Source organism: Brevundimonas bullata, assembly GCF_003350205.1.
Classification (GTDB): domain Bacteria; phylum Pseudomonadota; class Alphaproteobacteria; order Caulobacterales; family Caulobacteraceae; genus Brevundimonas; species Brevundimonas bullata.
Window position 1 is genome coordinate 1 of sequence record NZ_QLLC01000049.1, and the last position, 16,210, is coordinate 16,210.

At 68.9% G+C, this 16,210-nt stretch carries 17 protein-coding genes; 6 read left to right on the forward strand and 11 right to left on the reverse strand.

The window, feature by feature from the left end:
* Positions 1–136 precede the first annotated feature (136 nt).
* Positions 137–1,285 carry an acyltransferase family protein gene (locus DXK21_RS15320; RefSeq protein ID WP_114818636.1) on the forward strand — a complete coding sequence of 383 codons (1,149 nt, stop codon included), beginning with the start codon at positions 137–139 and terminating at the stop codon, positions 1,283–1,285.
* Between the two features lie 149 nt (positions 1,286–1,434).
* Here DXK21_RS15320 and DXK21_RS15325 read toward each other — a convergent pair whose 3' ends face one another.
* Positions 1,435–1,812, reverse strand: coding sequence for a VOC family protein (locus DXK21_RS15325; protein WP_114818637.1), 378 nt, complete (start codon positions 1,810–1,812; stop codon positions 1,435–1,437).
* A 129-nt stretch (positions 1,813–1,941) separates the two neighbouring features.
* Here DXK21_RS15325 and DXK21_RS15330 point away from each other — a divergent pair, with 129 nt between their 5' ends.
* On the forward strand, positions 1,942–2,919 hold the full coding sequence (locus tag DXK21_RS15330; protein WP_114818638.1) for a DUF2268 domain-containing putative Zn-dependent protease: 978 nt from the start codon (positions 1,942–1,944) through the stop codon (positions 2,917–2,919).
* Between the two features lie 183 nt (positions 2,920–3,102).
* Here the strand turns inward: DXK21_RS15330 and fliE are convergent, their stop codons facing one another.
* Genes fliE through flgB form a run of 3 tightly spaced genes read right to left on the reverse strand, consistent with a single transcriptional unit; the run spans position 3,103 to position 4,275 of the window.
* A complete protein-coding gene (gene fliE, locus DXK21_RS15335) occupies positions 3,103–3,414 on the reverse strand; it encodes a flagellar hook-basal body complex protein FliE (protein ID WP_114818639.1) in 312 nt (103 codons plus the stop codon).
* A gap of 13 nt (positions 3,415–3,427) precedes the next feature.
* The gene (flgC, locus tag DXK21_RS15340; protein ID WP_245945246.1) at positions 3,428–3,853 is read right to left on the reverse strand and encodes a flagellar basal body rod protein FlgC; all 426 of its coding nucleotides are present in this window, start codon (positions 3,851–3,853) and stop codon (positions 3,428–3,430) included.
* Positions 3,854–3,870: 17 nt separating this feature from the next.
* Entirely contained in the window at positions 3,871–4,275 is a 405-nt protein-coding gene (flgB, locus tag DXK21_RS15345; RefSeq protein ID WP_114818648.1) for a flagellar basal body rod protein FlgB, read from the reverse strand.
* A gap of 157 nt (positions 4,276–4,432) precedes the next feature.
* Between flgB and DXK21_RS15350 the strand changes: the two genes are divergently transcribed.
* The 3 genes from DXK21_RS15350 (at position 4,433) to DXK21_RS15360 (ending at position 6,105) form a co-directional block, all read left to right on the forward strand.
* Positions 4,433–4,720 (forward strand): FliO/MopB family protein, encoded by a 288-nt coding sequence (locus DXK21_RS15350; protein WP_114818649.1) that lies wholly within the window; start codon positions 4,433–4,435, stop codon positions 4,718–4,720.
* A gap of 182 nt (positions 4,721–4,902) precedes the next feature.
* Positions 4,903–5,712 carry a flagellar type III secretion system pore protein FliP gene (gene fliP / locus DXK21_RS15355; protein ID WP_114818650.1) on the forward strand — a complete coding sequence of 270 codons (810 nt, stop codon included), beginning with the start codon at positions 4,903–4,905 and terminating at the stop codon, positions 5,710–5,712.
* 114 nt (positions 5,713–5,826) lie between these two features.
* On the forward strand, positions 5,827–6,105 hold the full coding sequence (locus DXK21_RS15360) for an HU family DNA-binding protein (protein WP_114818640.1): 279 nt from the start codon (positions 5,827–5,829) through the stop codon (positions 6,103–6,105).
* A 273-nt stretch (positions 6,106–6,378) separates the two neighbouring features.
* Here the strand turns inward: DXK21_RS15360 and DXK21_RS15365 are convergent, their stop codons facing one another.
* Positions 6,379–9,231: a tetratricopeptide repeat protein gene (locus DXK21_RS15365; protein WP_114818641.1), complete on the reverse strand. Its 2,853-nt coding sequence runs from the start codon at positions 9,229–9,231 to the stop codon at positions 6,379–6,381.
* A 47-nt stretch (positions 9,232–9,278) separates the two neighbouring features.
* Positions 9,279–9,782: a CinA family protein gene (locus tag DXK21_RS15370; RefSeq protein WP_114818642.1), complete on the reverse strand. Its 504-nt coding sequence runs from the start codon at positions 9,780–9,782 to the stop codon at positions 9,279–9,281.
* Between the two features lie 148 nt (positions 9,783–9,930).
* Here DXK21_RS15370 and DXK21_RS15375 point away from each other — a divergent pair, with 148 nt between their 5' ends.
* Positions 9,931–10,383, forward strand: coding sequence for a DUF983 domain-containing protein (locus DXK21_RS15375; protein ID WP_170136974.1), 453 nt, complete (start codon positions 9,931–9,933; stop codon positions 10,381–10,383).
* Positions 10,384–10,541: 158 nt separating this feature from the next.
* Here DXK21_RS15375 and DXK21_RS15380 read toward each other — a convergent pair whose 3' ends face one another.
* From DXK21_RS15380 to DXK21_RS15400, 5 genes are all read right to left on the reverse strand, one after another.
* Entirely contained in the window at positions 10,542–12,932 is a 2,391-nt protein-coding gene (locus DXK21_RS15380; protein WP_114818643.1) for a TonB-dependent receptor, read from the reverse strand.
* Between the two features lie 120 nt (positions 12,933–13,052).
* A complete protein-coding gene (locus DXK21_RS15385) occupies positions 13,053–13,361 on the reverse strand; it encodes a hypothetical protein (RefSeq protein WP_114818644.1) in 309 nt (102 codons plus the stop codon).
* Entirely contained in the window at positions 13,324–13,800 is a 477-nt protein-coding gene (locus tag DXK21_RS15390) for a hypothetical protein (RefSeq protein WP_114818645.1), read from the reverse strand. Before DXK21_RS15390 ends, DXK21_RS15385 begins: the two co-directional genes overlap by 38 nt.
* A 107-nt stretch (positions 13,801–13,907) precedes the next feature.
* A complete protein-coding gene (locus DXK21_RS15395) occupies positions 13,908–14,381 on the reverse strand; it encodes a response regulator transcription factor (protein ID WP_245945247.1) in 474 nt (157 codons plus the stop codon).
* An 86-nt stretch (positions 14,382–14,467) separates the two neighbouring features.
* Positions 14,468–16,099 carry an acyl-CoA dehydrogenase family protein gene (locus tag DXK21_RS15400; RefSeq protein ID WP_114818646.1) on the reverse strand — a complete coding sequence of 544 codons (1,632 nt, stop codon included), beginning with the start codon at positions 16,097–16,099 and terminating at the stop codon, positions 14,468–14,470.
* Between the last annotated feature and the right edge of the window lie 111 nt (positions 16,100–16,210).

Below are 16,210 nucleotides of genomic sequence, written 5' to 3' on the forward strand. Positions count from 1 at the left end.
CGCCCCAAGCTAACAGCTGGGCCGTAATGCAACGGTTCCTCAAGGGGAGAAGGATTCTAGCACGCTAACGCCTACGGCTGCTTTAGCGCCAACACGGCCCCCTTCTTGCGAGTCTCGCCCCGAAGGAGGCCTCATCATGGGCTGGAGCGTGTTTTCGTCTCACAATGAGCCGCCGCCGATCATGCGCGGGGGGTGGCTGGACGCGCTGCGGTTCATCGTGGCCTCGCTGATCATCCTGCATCACTTCCAGGCCTCGGCGCCCATTCCTCTGGCCGAGGGCGTGCATCCGGTGTTCGAGCGGGGCGGCTTCCTGCTGACCAACTTCTTCCTGATCGACAGCGGCTATGTGCTGATGCGGGTCTATGGCGCCTCGGTCGCGGGCGGCCGGATGTCGAGGACGGACTTCTTCCTCAAGCGCTCTCTACGGGTGTTTCCGGCTCATCTGATCATGCTGGGCCTGCTGGTGGCCATGGTGCTGTTGGGTACAGCCATCGGCCTGCCGCCGACCCACCCCGAGTGGTTCGCCTGGGATCAGTTGCCGGCGCAGGCGGCCCTGGTGCAGTCGTTCGGCGTCTATGGCGGGCTGGGCTGGAACGCGCCCAGCTGGTCGATCTCGGCCCTGCTGGGCTGCTACCTGGCCTTTCCCTGGGTGCTGCGCGGGCTGACGCGGGTCGGGCCGTGGCTGGCGCTGGGGCTGGTGGTCGTCGGCTATCTGGCGGCCAATGAGCTGTGCTGGGCCATCCTGAACTATCCCGTCTACCAGATGCCGCTGAACCTCGGCATCTGGCGCGCCCTGCCCCTGTTCATCCTGGGCATGGGACTGGCCTGGTTCGCGCAAGGGATCTGGATCGAGCCGCGCGCCGCCGGTTGGGCCCTGCTGCTGGCCTCCGTCGGTCTGGCGATGGTGCAGTATTTCGACAAGCACGCCCTGATTTCGCTGACCCTGATCTCGATCATCATCCTGGCGGCCGGCGCCGTCCCGGTCACGAAGCCGTCCAAGCTGGTCGAACAGGCGGCGGTCGTCTCCTTCGCCATGTTCATTTCCAACGAAGTGGTCCGCATCGGCTGGTTCGGTCTGGCCGAGGCGACGGCGAACAAGCTGGGTCTGGCCGAGGCCTGGCGCTGGGTCCTGTGGGTCATGGGCGTGGGCGCCGCCTTCGTCTTCGCCTTCCTGTTCCACTACGGCGTCGACAATCCGATCCAGAAGCGCATCCGCGCCTGGCTGAAGAAGCGGGGACACGCCCGCGCCGAGATCAAGGAGCCGGTGGTCTCGCTGGAGGGTTAGGCTTGCGCCCCCTTGCCGTCACCCCGGACGCCCGACAGGGCGATCCGGGGCCCAGACGGTTCAGCAAGACCCGGTGACGGCAGTAGAAGCGCGACCGCCTGGGTCCCGGGTTCCGCTACGCGGCCCCGGGATGACGGCGCGGATGTATCTCACCCCGTCGAACCGACCAGATGCAGGATGTTGCCGTCCGGGTCCTTGAACCAGGCCAGACGCATCGAACCGCAGACGTGGATGTCCCCCTCACGCCCCATGTCGTCATAGTACTCAAAGGTGACGCCCTTGGCCTTCAGCCCGGCGACGATGTTGTCCAGTTCGACCCCGACGTCCCAGCTGACGGCGTTGGCCTGATTGGTCCCGGCGAAGTCGGATTTATAGACCGTCAGCCAGGTGTTTCCGGTGCGATAGCCCAGCACCCCCTCGTTCGAGGTGTCGGCCAGGTTCAGCCCCAAGACGTCGGAATAGAAGGTCTTGGCGCGATCCAGATCCTTCACCGCGACGATGGCTGACGAATTCTTGTCCTTGAGCATGATGTCTCTCCCTGATGCGAAGAGAAGCGTTGACGGCGGCGGTTCGATCCCGCCGACATTACCGCCGTTTCATTTGACACCCCGTGGCGGCGCCCCTTTCTGACGAGCTTGGCTTTGAGGGGAACCGTCATGCGTCGGTGGGCTTTGGCGATCAGTCTGGGACTGGGTCTGGGTTTCGGCCTCATGGGCGCCGGCGCCCTGGCGCAGAGCTCGCCGATTCAGCTGGAAGACGGCGACGTCGCCCGCTTCTGGACCGCCTATGACGCCGTACGGGCGGCGGATACGCCCGAGGCGCAGAAGGCGGCGTTCCAGCGCCTCTATATCGATCAGGGCACGCCGGGTCTGGCGGCCTTCATGGAGGCCAAGGGCTATACGGCGGACACCTATCTGAACGCAATCCGCGCCTATCCGGCCTACTGGGACAGCGTGCGGCCGCGCACGGCCCTGGCGACAGGCGCCCTGACGCGGCTGGAAGGCCATCTGGAGCGGTTCAAGGCCCTCTATCCCGAGCTGCGTCCCGCCGGCATCTACTTCGAGGTCGGCGCCCTGCGCTCGGCCGGGACCACCCAGGGCGACAAGGTCCTGCTGGGCGTCGAGATGGCCACCGGCGACGCCAGCGTCGATATTTCAGAAATGCCGCCGGGCCTGCAACGCTTCTTCGGCTCCTATTTCGCCAGCAAGCCGCTCGACAATCTGGACCTGCTGGCCGTGCACGAGGTGGTTCACACCCAGCAGATCGGCGAGCGCAGCAGCCTCTTGTCCCAGGCCGTCTATGAGGGCGTGGCCGACTTCGTCGCCGAACAGGTGACGGGGCGGATGCCCGATCTTGCCTATGTCGCCTATGGCCCGGCCAACGATGCCGCCATCAAGGCCGCCTTCCGCCGCGACATGGCGGGCGAGGACTTCAGCGGCTGGCTCTACAACAACACCGACAACGCCTTCGGGGTGCGCGACCTGGGCTACTATGTCGGCTACGCCGTCACGCGCGGCTATTATGACCGCGCCCCGGACAAGGCGGCGGCGCTCAAGACCATGATCGAGCTGGACTATTCCAACCCGGCGGCGGTTCAGGCCTTCGTTGACGCCTCGGGCTATCTGGCGGACTAGACGGGCAGCGGTCAGTCGCTGCGGGGTCGCGCAGGTCCCTCTCTCCCGCTGTCACCCCGGACGACCCGCAGGGGCGATCCGGGGCCCAGACGTTTCAGCGAGAACGGCCGAGAACCACGAATGCACAACCGCCTGGGTCCCGGGTTCCGCTACGCGCCCCCGGGATGACGGCAAGAGGAGCCGTCAGATCGGCATCCGCATGATTTCCTGATAGGCCGAGATGACCTGGTCGCGGACGGCCATGACGGTTTCCAGCGAGGCCTCGGCGGACGAGACGGCGGTGACGACGTCGATCAGGCTGCCCTGGCCCTGAACCATCTGGGCCATCTGGGTTTCGGCGCCGCGGGTCTGCTGCGCCGTCTGGGTCATGACGTTCTGCAACAGTTCGGAGAAGCCCGGCCCCTGCGCCGCCGAAGCGGCGTTGGGCGGGGTCGCGGTCGGCATGGCGCCGCCCTGAACGGCTGCATAGGCCTTGGCCGCCATCATGGGATTCATGACCTAGGCCCTCTTATTTCTTGATGATGTCGAGGGTGCGGGACTCCATGTTCCGCGCCGTCTCGATGACGTTCAGGTTGGCCTCGTAGGCGCGCTGCGCCTCGCGCATGTCCATGGCTTCGATCAGGGTGTCGACGTTGGGGCGCTGGACGTACCCTTCCGCGTTCGCCGCCGGGTGCGAGGGGTCGTATTCGACGCGGAAGGGGCTCTGGTCCGGGCGCACCTCGGCCAGGACCACGCCGGTCGCGCCGTTGACGTTGCGGGCCTGGAAGATCGGCGTCTGGCGGCGATAGGGCTCGCCCCCCGCGACATTGGCCGTCGACTGGGCGTTGGCGATGTTCTCGGCGATGACGCGCATCCGCGACTGCTGCGCCTTCAGGGCGCTGGCGGCGACGCCCATGGCGTTGTTGCGCGGCGTAACGTTGACGGGATCAGGCATGGCTTACGTCTCCTGCCTCAGGCGCCGGGCTTGCGGGCGGCCATGCGGATCATCTGCATGGACTTCTGGTAGAAGCCGATGGCGGCGTCATAGGCCATGCGGCTCTCGGCCATCTTCAGCATCTGTTCCTCGACCACGACCGAGTTGCCGTCGAGCGTGGTCTCGGAGTCCGGCGCGTTGAGCGAATCGAAGCGCGCGGCCTGCCCCGGCGGGGTGATGTGGCGGGCGTTGGTGGCGACCATCTTCAGACCGCCGCCGGTGCGCATGGCCTCGGCGAAGTCGGTCGGCGCCTTCAGGTCGCGCGCCATGAAGCCGGGGGTGTCGGAGTTGGCCACGTTCTGGGCGATCACGCGCTGACGATCGTCGAGCCATCCGAGACGGCCCTTGATCTGGTTCAGCAGCGGAATGTCGGTGACGGACACGCGGGTCCCCTCGGACGGTTGATCGGCAGAATTTGCCGCCTGCATGGTTAATATTCCGTGTTCCTAAACGCGGCGTTAACCACGAGCGACGAAACGTGCGGGCGAAGCGGCGCGCTCCTAGGCGCCGCATTCCCGCGCCTTGGGGGCCTCGAACCGCATGAATTTCCTCGACCTGTTCCGGGCGGTGTTCGGCCTGGCGATCACCCTGGGCCTGATCGGCTTGGCCGCCTGGGCCGCGCGCCGCTATGCGCCCCAGGTGCTGGCCAAGTTCCAGGCCGAGCGCGGCGCGCGGCGGTTGCAGGTGATCGAGACCCTGGTGCTGGACCCGGCGAGGCGTCTGGTCCTGGTGCGGGTCGACGCCGAGGAACGGCTGATCCTGCTGGGCGAAGGGCGCGAGCTGATCGAGCCGCGCGGCCCTGTGATCGAATCGGGAGACGCGAAATGAGCCGCTTCAGCCTTTCCTCCCTGTTCGCATCGCGAATGGGGAGGTGGCGCGGGCGCGCAGCGACCGTGACGGAGGGGGCGACGCCGCCCTGCCCGCCTTCGCGCTCAAACAGCCGCCGTCGCGCCGCCCCCTCCACCGCTTCGCGGTCCCCCTCCCCACGACGTGGGGAGGAAAATCAGGCGATCTTCGCCCTGCCCTCGCGCGCCGAGTTGAAGCGCGCCGCCCTGTTGTCGCTGATCACCACGGCCCTGTGTCTGGTCTGGCCTCTGGGCGCCCTGGCGCAGGAGGCGGCCCAGGCCGCGGCCGGCGGATCGGCCATCAATATCGACCTGGGCACCGGCGCGGGCCTGACCCAGCGGGTGGTGCAGCTGGTCGGGCTGATGACCGTGCTGTCGCTGGCGCCCTCCATCGTCATCATGACCACCAGTTTCGTGCGCATCATCGTGGTGCTGTCCCTGCTGCGGACCGCGCTCGGCATGCAGCAGTCGCCGCCTAACGCGGTGCTGGTGTCGCTGGCCCTGTTCCTGAGCGCCATCGTCATGGCTCCGACCTGGCAGGACGCCTATGATTCGGGCATCCGGCCGCTGATGGATCAGCAGATGGAGCTGCCTCAGGCCTTCGATGCGGCGTCCGAACCCGTGAAGACCTTCATGCTGGCCCAGGTGGATCGCGGCGACCTGGCCCTGTTCACCCGACTGTCGAAAATCACCCCCCCGACCGACGTGCAGGAACTGCCCCTGCGGGTGGTCACGCCGGCCTTCATGATCAGCGAGTTGAAGAAGGCCTTCACCATCGGATTTCTTCTTTTCGTTCCGTTCCTTGTGATCGATCTGGTGGTCGCCAGCGTGCTGATGTCCATGGGTATGATGATGCTGCCGCCGGTGGTCATTTCCCTGCCCTTCAAGCTGATCTTCTTCGTCCTGGTGGACGGCTGGCGGCTGGTCGCCGGGAGCCTGGTCGAGAGCTTCCAGAGAGGCGTCGGCGGGGGATAAGTCCCCGGCCTCAGGGGCTTTGAGCGTGATGCGGGCTTGCCAAGACTACACAAACGCGTGTTGATCCTCCGGTCTTCGTCCGGGAATCGGACGACCACCACTGGGAAAACCCTCATGACCACTCAAGCCGAACTGATCGCCGCCGTCGCCAAAGACGCTGGTGTCTCGCAGGCCGACGCCACCCGCGTCCTCGACGCGATCGTCAAGAACATCCACAAGAGCCTGGTTTCGGGTTCGGACGTCCGCATCTCGAACCTGGGCGTGTTCGACACCGCCGAGCGCGCCGAGCGTGAAGGCCGCAACCCGGCGACGGGCGCGACCATCAAGATCGCTGCTTCGAAGGCTGTGCGCTTCCGCGTGTCCAAGCCCCTGAAGGACGCCGTCAACGGCTAAGCCTTTCCGGCTTGCCCTTCCCTCCTCGCGGGGGAAGGGCATCGGCCCCTCTCCCTGTGGGAGAGGGCTTGAGCCTCCAAGAGCGAAGCGATTGGTCCAGGCGACCCGGAGGGCGGCGCGTAGCAGCCAAAGGGTGAGGGTTCCCGGGTGATGTCGGCGCAAGCCGCCGCTCGGTGCTTCTTTCGGAAACCCTAGCCCCTCACCCTTCGCTTTGCGGATCGCCTCCGGCTCTCCGAAGCTCAAGCCCTCTCCCGCCGGGAGAGGGTTTTTCAATTAGGCGCCCGTTTTCTGTCCGCCTGTCTTTTCACGGAACTCCGCCTTGGTGGCCGCGATCCAGCCGGCGTAGGTGTCGGCTCCGGCGCTGAGGGCGGCGAAGTCCTGAGGGCGGCCCGAGCCGTCGGCCCCGTCCAGCCCCGCCAGGGCGATGCGGATGGCCCCCGGCGAGCGGGCCTTGTCGGCGAAACCGGCATAGTTGCGCGACAGACGGTTCAGCCCGCCCGCGTCGCGCGCCAGCGAATAGCCGACCCCGGCGCGGATCAGCCGGTTCTCCTCGTCCGCCGTCAGCGGAATGACCGCGTCCTTGTAGCGGTCGCCCAGACGCTGCTCGTAGAGGGCGGCGGCCGCCCCCCATTGCTGCTGCTTCCAGAAGATCTCAGCGCGCACGTCGCGACCCGCGGGCGAAGCGTCCTTGCCCAGGACCTCGAGCGCATGGTCGTAACGGCCCAACTCCATCAGGGCGCGGGCCTCCAGCGCCCGGCGCTCGATGTTCATGGCGGTGGGCAGAAGCGTGGTACGCGACGACCAGAGGGCTTGCAGCGCCTCTTCCGGCTGACGGTTCATCAGATAGACGGCGGCCAGATTGGTCGAGACCTGGGCCTTGGCCACGCCGTCGAGACGATTGTCGGCCTGATATTTCAGCAGCTCGGCGGCCTGATCCAGCAGGTCCACGTCGATCAGGCGCCGGGCCAGACGCCGCACCATCTCGTCGCCGTCGGCGCCGACCGGGGTCAGTTCGCGGAAGTCGAAGAACAGGGCCAGGGCCTGCACCGGCTGCAAGCCGTCGGCGGCGCCGTCGAGGAAGAGGGCGCGGAAGGCGTTGTCCAGATCCGCCTGCAGTTTGTCGCCGCCGGGCAGGACCACGATCTTGCGGCCCGCCGCCTTCAGCGTCGTCAGGGCCTCGCGATAGCGGCCCTGCGACAGGTAGAGCTCGCCCAGGCTGCGGATCACGGCCAGTTCGGTGCCGTCGCCGCGCCAGCGCCACTTGAGGGCTTCGAGCTGGGCCGCCGCCGCGTCGGGCTTCATCGTCCCCTTGGCCATCTCCAGACGGATCACGCCGAGGCGGGCGGGGGTCGAAATGCCGTCCAGCGGCGCGCGGGCCACGGCCTTGTAGAGGGCCAGGGCCTGGGCCGGTTTCTGTTCCAGCTCGAACAGCCGGGCCTGGACCAGGCGGGCGGTCAGCTGGTCCGCCGCCGAGACGCCCGGCTGGCTGAAGACATAGGCCAGCAGCTCGCGCGCGGCGTCCAGATCGCCGGTCTCGACGGCGGCCAGGGCGTGGGCCGTGCCAAAGCGGGCGCGCCATTCGGGGGTGAAGTTGTCGACCACGCCGGCGCCGGCGGCGAAGGCCTGACGCGCCGTGGTCCAGTCGCTGCGCTGGGCGGCGATGTAGCCCTGCCAGACGCGGGTCGAGGGATCGCCCGCCAGGGCCCCGGCGGAAAAGTCGGCCTCGGCCTCGGCGTAGCGACCGATGGCGGCGCGGGCGGCGCCGCGCAGGCCGCGCACCTCGGCCACGCCCTGCATGGCCGGGGTCTGCTTGACCAGGGCGTTCAGCACGCCGATGGCCTCATAGCCCAGGCCCTGCCCCACCAGGAAGCGGGCGTAGGCCATGCGGGCCTCGATGGGGGCGCGCGGGTCCTCGGCGGCGCGACCGCTTTCCAGCTCGGCGGCGGTCTGGAGGATGCGTTGGCGCGCGCTGAAGCTGTCGCCGCCCAGATCGGCCCAGTCGGCGATGATCAGGGCCGGGCGGACGGCGGCGCGCGGGGCGTAGACCTCCTGCGCGGCGGCTTCCAGCCCCACGGTCGGCGGGGACAGGCGCAGGCCCTTGGGCCGCGACAGGGTGACGATGTCGCCCTCGGCCTTGACCGTCAGGTCATCGATCGGGGTCTCGACCGCCAGGCCGTGGGCGGTGGGCAGCAGGGTCAGATCGACGGTGCGGCGGCCCCGCGCCATGCCCTTGCCGGGCGCCAGGGCCGTGACGGCGGCGAAACGGTCGCCGACCATGGGATCGGTCAGCCAGACGGTCTTGGTCGCCCCGGCCATGCGCGCGGTCAGGGCGGTCTGGACGCTGTCGTCGCGGCCGATGTCGATCCCGCTGACGGTCGGCGCGGTTCCGCCGAGGGTGACAACCCAGGAGGCGCCGTCGGCTCGGGCCGAGACGGCCTGTCCCTCGCTGACGGGAATGCGGATAGCGGTGAAGTCGGGCCCGGCGGCCCAGCGCGCCTTGGCCGCGTCGCCGGACTTGGCGGCGGCGGGCATGTTCATGCGGGCGGCGGCGTCGAACACCACCCAGACCGCGTCGCCGCGGCGGAAGATGGCGGCCCCGACCGGCGCGGCCCAGGCGAAGGTCAGGCGGGTCGTCGCGTCCTTGACCTCGGCGGTTACTGGAACGGCCCCGCCGGCGGGCACGACCGAGGGTCTGGCGCCCTCCGGCACGGCGCCGGGCGCATAGAGGTTGAGCCAGACCGCGCCGTCGGCGGCGCCGGACCGGACCCCAGCCCCCTCGGCCAGGGTCAGGACCAGTTCGGTCGCGCCCTGCACCGAACGGGTCTCGACCTTCTCGACCCCCTTGGGCGGATCGACCTTGAGGCGACTGACGTCCGGAGCGGCGGTCGTGCCGATGCGGATGATGACGGCGCGGCCGTCCTGGCGCACCCGCGCCCGCGAGCCCACGGCCCCGGCGAATTCGATCTTGGTGAAGCCGGTGTTGGCGCCGACGCGGATCTCGACCGGGCCGCTGCTGGCGGCGGCGCCCTCGGCGTGCGGGGCCAGGGGCGCGAACACGACGACGCCCGCCGCGGCGGCGGCCACGGTCGATTTCAGAACGCGCTTGCTGACGCTGGCCCCGGACATACGCGCGCACCCTCGCGCGAAAGGGCTTTCATCGCGGTTAACGCCGGTTAAAGAGCCGCCGCCATCATCGTCAGCGCCTGACGCAGACAGGCCAGGCGGCACGGCCCGCGACCGATTTCGCCGAAGCGACGCAGGACGTGGACGGTTTCGCCCCCGCGACGAGCCAGGGCGAAGTGGACCCGGCCCTCTTCCTCGCCCGGTCCCGCCGCCCCCGCAAAGCCGGTGATCGCCACGGCCAGCCCCGCCTCGGACCGCGTGATCGCCCCCTCGGCCATGGCCCGCGCCACCGCCTCGGACACCGCGCCTTCCGTGGCGATCAGATCAGCGGGCACGCCCAGAAGATCGGATTTGGCCGCATCCGTATAGACGACGAAGCCGCGCTCGAAGACATGGGAACAGCCCTCGACGTCGGTCAGCACCGAGGCCAGCAGACCGCCCGTGCAGCTTTCCGCCGTGGCCAGGGCGACCCTGTGATCGCAGGCGGCCTTCAGCACCCCCTCGACCAGGACTTCGACATCGCAAGGCAGGCTGTCGCTGAGCGTTTCCGTCATCCGCGAACCAACGGACGTCCCCTCGCCCCGTTCCGAACATTAACCCTCGCCGCGCAGGTAGGACAAAACACCCGCTTGCGGCGCGCGCGCGAAAGGGCGACAGCAAGGGTATCGACGTCATGTCACGCCGTTTTTCAGGTGCTCCTTCGTGTCAGACCCCGCCTATCCGCCCATCAGCCCGCTGAAGACCGGCATCCGCTGCCGCTGCCCGCGCTGCGGCGTCGGCCCGCTGTTCCAGGGCTATCTGACCATCCGCAAGGACTGCTCGAACTGCGGTCTGGACTACGGCTTCGCCGACCCGGCGGACGGCCCGGCCTTCTTCGTCATGTCGGCGGTGGGCATCGTCGGCATGATCGGTTTCATGATCTTCGAGTTCAACGTCCACCCGCCGATCTGGGTGCATTTCGTCGTCACCCTGCCGATCCTGGCGCTGATATGCCTGGGCGTGCTGCGGCCCTTCAAGGGCTGGCTGGTGTCGGAGCAATTCTTCCACAAGGCCGCCCCGCCCGAGTTCGAAAGCGTCGGCAAGCACGGCGAGGGCTATGGCTGGCGCGGCCAGGCCGAACGCGCCGCCAAGGACGAGGCGCGCGAGAAGGGCTAGTCGCGATCCTTCTCTTTCCTCCCCATTTCATGGGGAGGTGGCGCGGAGCCGTAGGCGACGTGACGGAGGGGGCGTCTCGACGCTAGACCTCTGCGCCGCCCCCTCCACCACTGCGTGGTCCCCCTCCCCATGGAATGGGGAGGAAAACACTTTTTCCCCTAGCGCACCACCCGCAGCGTCACCCCTACCGTGCGCGGGGCGCCGAGGAAGGCGCCGAGCGTGCCCGACTGGAAGGGGGCGCCGAAGGCGACCTGGCGGTAGTCCTGATCGAACAGGTTCTTGCCCCACAGCTCGACGCTCCAGGCCTCGTCTTTCGCTAGGGCCACGCGCCCGTCGACCAGCCAGAAGCCGGGCTGGCTCTTGGCCGGGTCGAGGTCCGAGCCGGTGTTGTATTCCGACGAATACTTGGCCGCCAGCGTGACGCGGCCAGTCAGGCCCGCCCCCACCGACCGCTCATAGGTTCCGGCCAGAGACCCGCTCCACAGCGGCGCAAAGGCCAGGCGACGCCCGGCCAGCAGGGGCAGGCCGGCGATGGGGTCGTGGCCGTATTCCGTCTGGGCGTAGGTCAGACCGCCCTGCAAGGACAGGCCCTCGACCGGCGTCAGCACGAAGTCCGCCTCGACGCCCTTGGCCCGGACCTGAGGGATCGAACGCACCAGGAAGGTCGTGCCGAGGAAGGTGTTGAGCTGGAAGTCGTCATAGGTCTGGCGGAAGGCGGCGGCGCCGACCAGCAGGCGACGGTCCAGCAGCACGCTCTTGACCCCGGCCTCCCAGGCGTCGGCGGTTTCGGCCCCGAAGGCGCGCGAGGCGTCGGGGACCAGATTGGTCTGGCCCCGGTCCAGATTGAAGCCGCCGTTCTTGCGACCACGCGACCAGCCGGCGTAGAGGCGCGTTCCCGCGGTCGCCCGATATTCGGCGCGGGCCAGGCCGGTCCAGGCCTCGTCCTTGACCGCCTCGGACGAGGTCAGGCCGTTGAAGGCCGGGTTCGACCAGGGCAGGCACAGGGTGGCGTTGGTCACGCCGTTGGCCAGGGCGGCGGCGCAGGCGCGACCGCCGTCGGTGTTTTCATAGGCCGCGCTCATGTCCTTGGTCTCATGGGTGCGACGCAGGCCCCCGGTCAGGGTCAGGCGGTCGGTGACGGCGTAGGAGACCTGGCCGAACAGGGCCGCGCTCTGCGTCGTCTGCCAGTAGCGGTCCTTCTGGCCTTCGCCCTCGACGAAGCTCTGGCCCACGGCCAGGCCGGTCAGGGTCGAGACATGGGCCGGGTCGCCCAGCGGATTGGCGGTCGAGCGCGACAGCAGGCGGCTGACATAGGCTTCGTAGTCGGCGCCGTAGAAGAGGCTGTCGCGACGGGTCAGCTTCTCGTCCGACAGGAACAGCCCCGCTGACCAGTCCAGACGCCCGCGCTGGCCGGACAGGCGAACCTCCTGCGTCAGGGTGCGGAAGCGGTTGGACCAGCTGCCGTCGTCAGGACGATAGGCCAGGTCGGCGGAGGTGAAGTCCCAGTCCTGACTGATGACGCCGCGCCAGTCGCGCACCGCCGTGGTCGTCTCCAGCTGCGCCCAGCCCAGGTCGGCGCTCAGGTGCAGGGCCAGGCCCCGGTCGCGGATGCGGGTGTTGGTGTCGCGGTTCGACCAGGCGACGCGGTCCCAGGGCTTGGGCGTCGCCGCCACGCCGCCGTCGGGCGCGAAGGTGGCCAGAAGCGGCGCGGTCCCGCCGGTCACAAGCTGCACGCCGACGCAGCAACGCTCGTCCCGCTCGGTCCAGTCGGCGGTCAGGCGGGCGGTCAGATCGGGCGTCGCGCGCCACAGCAGCTGGCCGCGCAGGGTGTCGTAGTGCTCGTTCTGGTCGTCGGTTTCGCTGCGCGGCCCCCCCTCTGTATTTTGGGCCCCCGTCCTGACGTCATAGAGGCCGTCGCGACGACGCGCGGCCACATAGAGCCGCCCGGCCAGAACCTCGTCCACGAGGGGGCCGGTCAGGGAGACGGAGCCGCCTTGCGTCCCGTAGTCGCCGAAGGTCGCCTCGCCCGCCATGCGGGGCGTAAACGACGGCGCGGCGGTGACGACATTGATGACGCCGGCCGAGGCGTTCTTGCCGAACAAGGTGGGCTGCGGCCCCTTCAGCACCTCGATGCGCTCGACCTCGCCGAGGTCGCCCAGGGCCACGCCGTTGCGGGGGCGATAGACGCCGTCGATCATGACGCCGACCGAGCTTTCCAGCCCCGGATTGTCGCCCACCGTGCCGACGCCGCGGATGCGCGCCGTGGTGAAGGTCTGGTTCGAGGTCGAGGCCACCACCAGGCCCGGCGTCAGGATCTGCAGATCCTTGATGTCGCGCACGCCGACGTCGTTGAGCAGGGGCTGGGCGACGACGGTCAGGGACAGGGGGGTGGCCGCCAGCGCGGCCTCGCGCCGCTGGGCCGTCACGACGATGTCGGACACCTGGGTCGGGCCTTCGGATGCGGCGTCCTCCGCCAATACGGGGGCGGCGAACACGAGCAGGGGCAAGGCGACGGACGCGAGATGCGCGGCGCGGAAAGGGGTCTTCATGGGGGGTGGCAACCGCTTGGCGGAGCGACGGCGCAAGGCCGGATCGCGGACAGAAACCGCGCTCTAGCAGTCAGGCCGAAGGGTTGAAAGCCTTCGTCGGCGTCAGCAGAGGATGACTTCTCAGGCCCGCCCGGCCATCGGCCCGGAGGCGCAGGGGGCGAAACTGACGTCCACCCGGCTGCGATGGCTGCTCAGATCATTGCGCACGGCGCCGCCGACCCGGCACAGACTGTCGAGGTCGCGCCCGTCGCCGGTGTCAAAGGCGGTGATCAGATCGAGCAGGCGTTCAGCCTCGGCCAGGGAGCCCGGTTTCTGGTCGAGCAGCCAAGTCTCCAGTCCGCCGAGATCGACCGCCAGACCGCCGGCCTGAACGGCCTTCTCGACCCGTCGGCTATTCCACTGATGCAGCAGCGCGCGGGCTGTGCTCATGGTCCATTCTTGCGCCATCGCTTTCCTCCCGGACGAAGCGTCGATCCGCCCCGGCTTCCCACACCCCGACGAAGGCCGTCAGGCTGACGAAGGTCCAGGCGACCCATTGCAAGGTGACGGCCGCCCACCCCAGTCGCTCGTGAGCGAAGAAGGGGGCCAGATGGCTGACCACGATGATCAGCTGAAATCCGGCGCAGGCGACCAGCCACCAGCGACGGCCATGTTCCGCCAGACCCCACAGGGCGGCGAACAGGGCCACATCCACCAGCATCACTCCGATCCGAAAGCCGTCGACGTCCCACGGCACCAAGAGCACCGACAGGACCTGGGCCGCCGTCAGGGCCAGAACGGCCCATCGCTCGACCGTCCCGCCCCGCCAAAGCAGCAGGGCGAAGGCGATCAGGTTGGCGAGGATCAGGATGATCTGGACGGGGTGCATGATGCGACCTCAGCCCGCCCGCTGCGTGCGTCCGCCTGGGGCGGCGACCCGATGCGGGCGTCCTCTCATTGACCTGTCACCCTCGACCACCCTCGCGAATTCGAAGTTCACCGCAGGCTTTCGATCATCTCGAGCACGGGATTGACGAGGCTGGCGCCGACCGCAGCGATCACCAGCCAGATCAGAGACCAGCCAAGGATCAGCCACAGCAGGGAGCCCCCCAGCTTCCTGGGTCGGCGCCATCCGTCCAACGCGGCATATCGTTCATAGAGCGATCGCGGCGTCGTCCCGTCCCCGAGCGCTGTCGAAGGCGCCGCAGTGACCGGCGCAGATGGCTCAGCCACGACGGGCTCGGATAGGGGGAGCGATCCCCCTGAGTAGAGATTACTCAGGCGTCGTGCGGCCTGTAAGCGGTCGGAAACGCCCAGCTTTTCGTAGGCGCGGTGCAGGTGGTTCTGAACCGTGCGCGGCGACAGGTTCAGTTGTTGCGCGATCTCCTTGTCGCCCAGGCGAAGACCCGCCAGCCGGACGATCTCCAGTTCGCGGGGGGTCAGCTTAGGAATCTCGATTACCCGGGTCACAAGGCAGGGTTAGCCAAGGAAGACATGGCGCGTCCAGTCGCGAAACGCGCCCCTCCGCGTTTTATTTACGTCGTGGTTATTAGGCGTCACCCTTCCCCAGCCGACGGCATGGCCCGGTCGAGAATCCCTCGCAGATCGACGCCCGCCGGAACGGCCCCGTAAAGGCCCCCGCGCGGTTGCAGACGCAGACGGCAAAAGGCCTCGGCGACGGGGCTTTCGGCCTCCAACAGCACCGCCGCCTGAAGGGCCAGGGCCAGGTGCTCCACCGTCCAACGTGCGGTCGCCTCCGACGCCCCGGCGAGGTCGAGATCGTCGAGCCAGGCGTCATAGGACGCGATCACGCCGCGCCGGGCCTCAAGGAAGGCGCGCAGGGCTTCGACCGCCTCGGGTTCACGGCCGAAGGCGCGCAGGACGTCGAGGGCGATGACGTTGCCCGAGCCTTCCCAGATGGCGTTCAGCGGCGACTGGCGGAACAGGCGCGGCATGGGGCCGGTCTCGACGTAGCCGGCGCCGCCGAGGCTCTCCATCGCCTCATAGACCATGCCCGGCGCCCGCTTGCAGACCCAGTATTTGGCGACGGGCGTGGCCAGACGGGCCAGTGGGTCCTGCTGATCGAAGGCCTGGGCCAGCCGCAGGGACAGGGCCGTGGCGGCCTCGCTCTCCAGCGCCAGGTCGGCCAGGACGGCGGCCATCATCGGCTGGTCGATTAGCCGCTTCTGGAAGGCAGTGCGATGGGCGGCGTGCCAGACGGCCTGGGCCAGGGCCCCGCGCATCTGCTGGGCCGAGCCGATCACGCAGTCCAGCCGCGTGTGCTGCACCATGCGGATGATGGCGGCGACGCCGCGCCCCTCCTCGCCGATCCTCTGGGCCAGGGCGCCGTGGTACTCGACCTCGGACGAGGCGTTGGATCGGTCGCCCATCTTGTCCTTCAGCCGCATGACGCGGAAGCCCGCGTTGCGCGTCCCGTCGGGCAGCCAGCGCGGCAGCAGGAAACAGGTCAGACCGCCCGGCGCCTGGGCTAGGGTCAGGAAGGCGTCGGACATGGGGGCCGAACAGAACCACTTGTGCCCCGTCAGCCGATACCAGCCGTCTTCGCCCGTCGGCGCGGCGCGGGTGGCGTTGGCGCGCACGTCGGAGCCGCCCTGTTTCTCGGTCATGGCCATGCCGATGGTCACGCCCGCCTTATCGGGCGCAGGACGGACGGCGGGGTCGTAGCGCCCGCCCCTGATCTTCTCGATCCACGGCGCGCCGACGGCGGGCTCGACCGCCAGGGCGGGAACCGAGGCGTAGGTCATGGTCATGGGACAGCTGGTCCCCGAATCCGCCTGCCCTGTCAGGAACAGGATGGCGGCGTGCAGGACGTGGCCGTTCGCCGTCCCGTCCCAGGCGGCGGAAGCCAGCCCCGCCTCCAGCCCCAGCGACATCAGCTGATGATAGGCCGGGTGAAACCTCACCTCGTCGATGCGGCGGCCATAGCGGTCGTGGGTGTCCAGCACCGGCGGGACGCGGTTGGCTTGCACGCCCCAGTCGATGACCTCGGCCGAGCCGCAGCGGGCGCCCAGGGCGGTCAGCCGAGCCTCGTGCTGCTGGCCGCCCGCTCGGCGCACGGCGTCCGCCAATGCCCGGTCGCCGGTGAACAAGTTCACGTCCTCCAGCGGTGGCGGCTGGTTGGTCACCTCGTGGGTGTCCAGATCGGCGACGGGACGGAAGGACGACATGGGCGGGCTCCGTTCAGGCAGGGCACCGACACCTAAACACAGTCCGTCAGACAAGGCCTCATCAGCAAAAGCCCTCCCCCTCGAGGGGGGAGGGTTGGGTGGGGGTGGAGG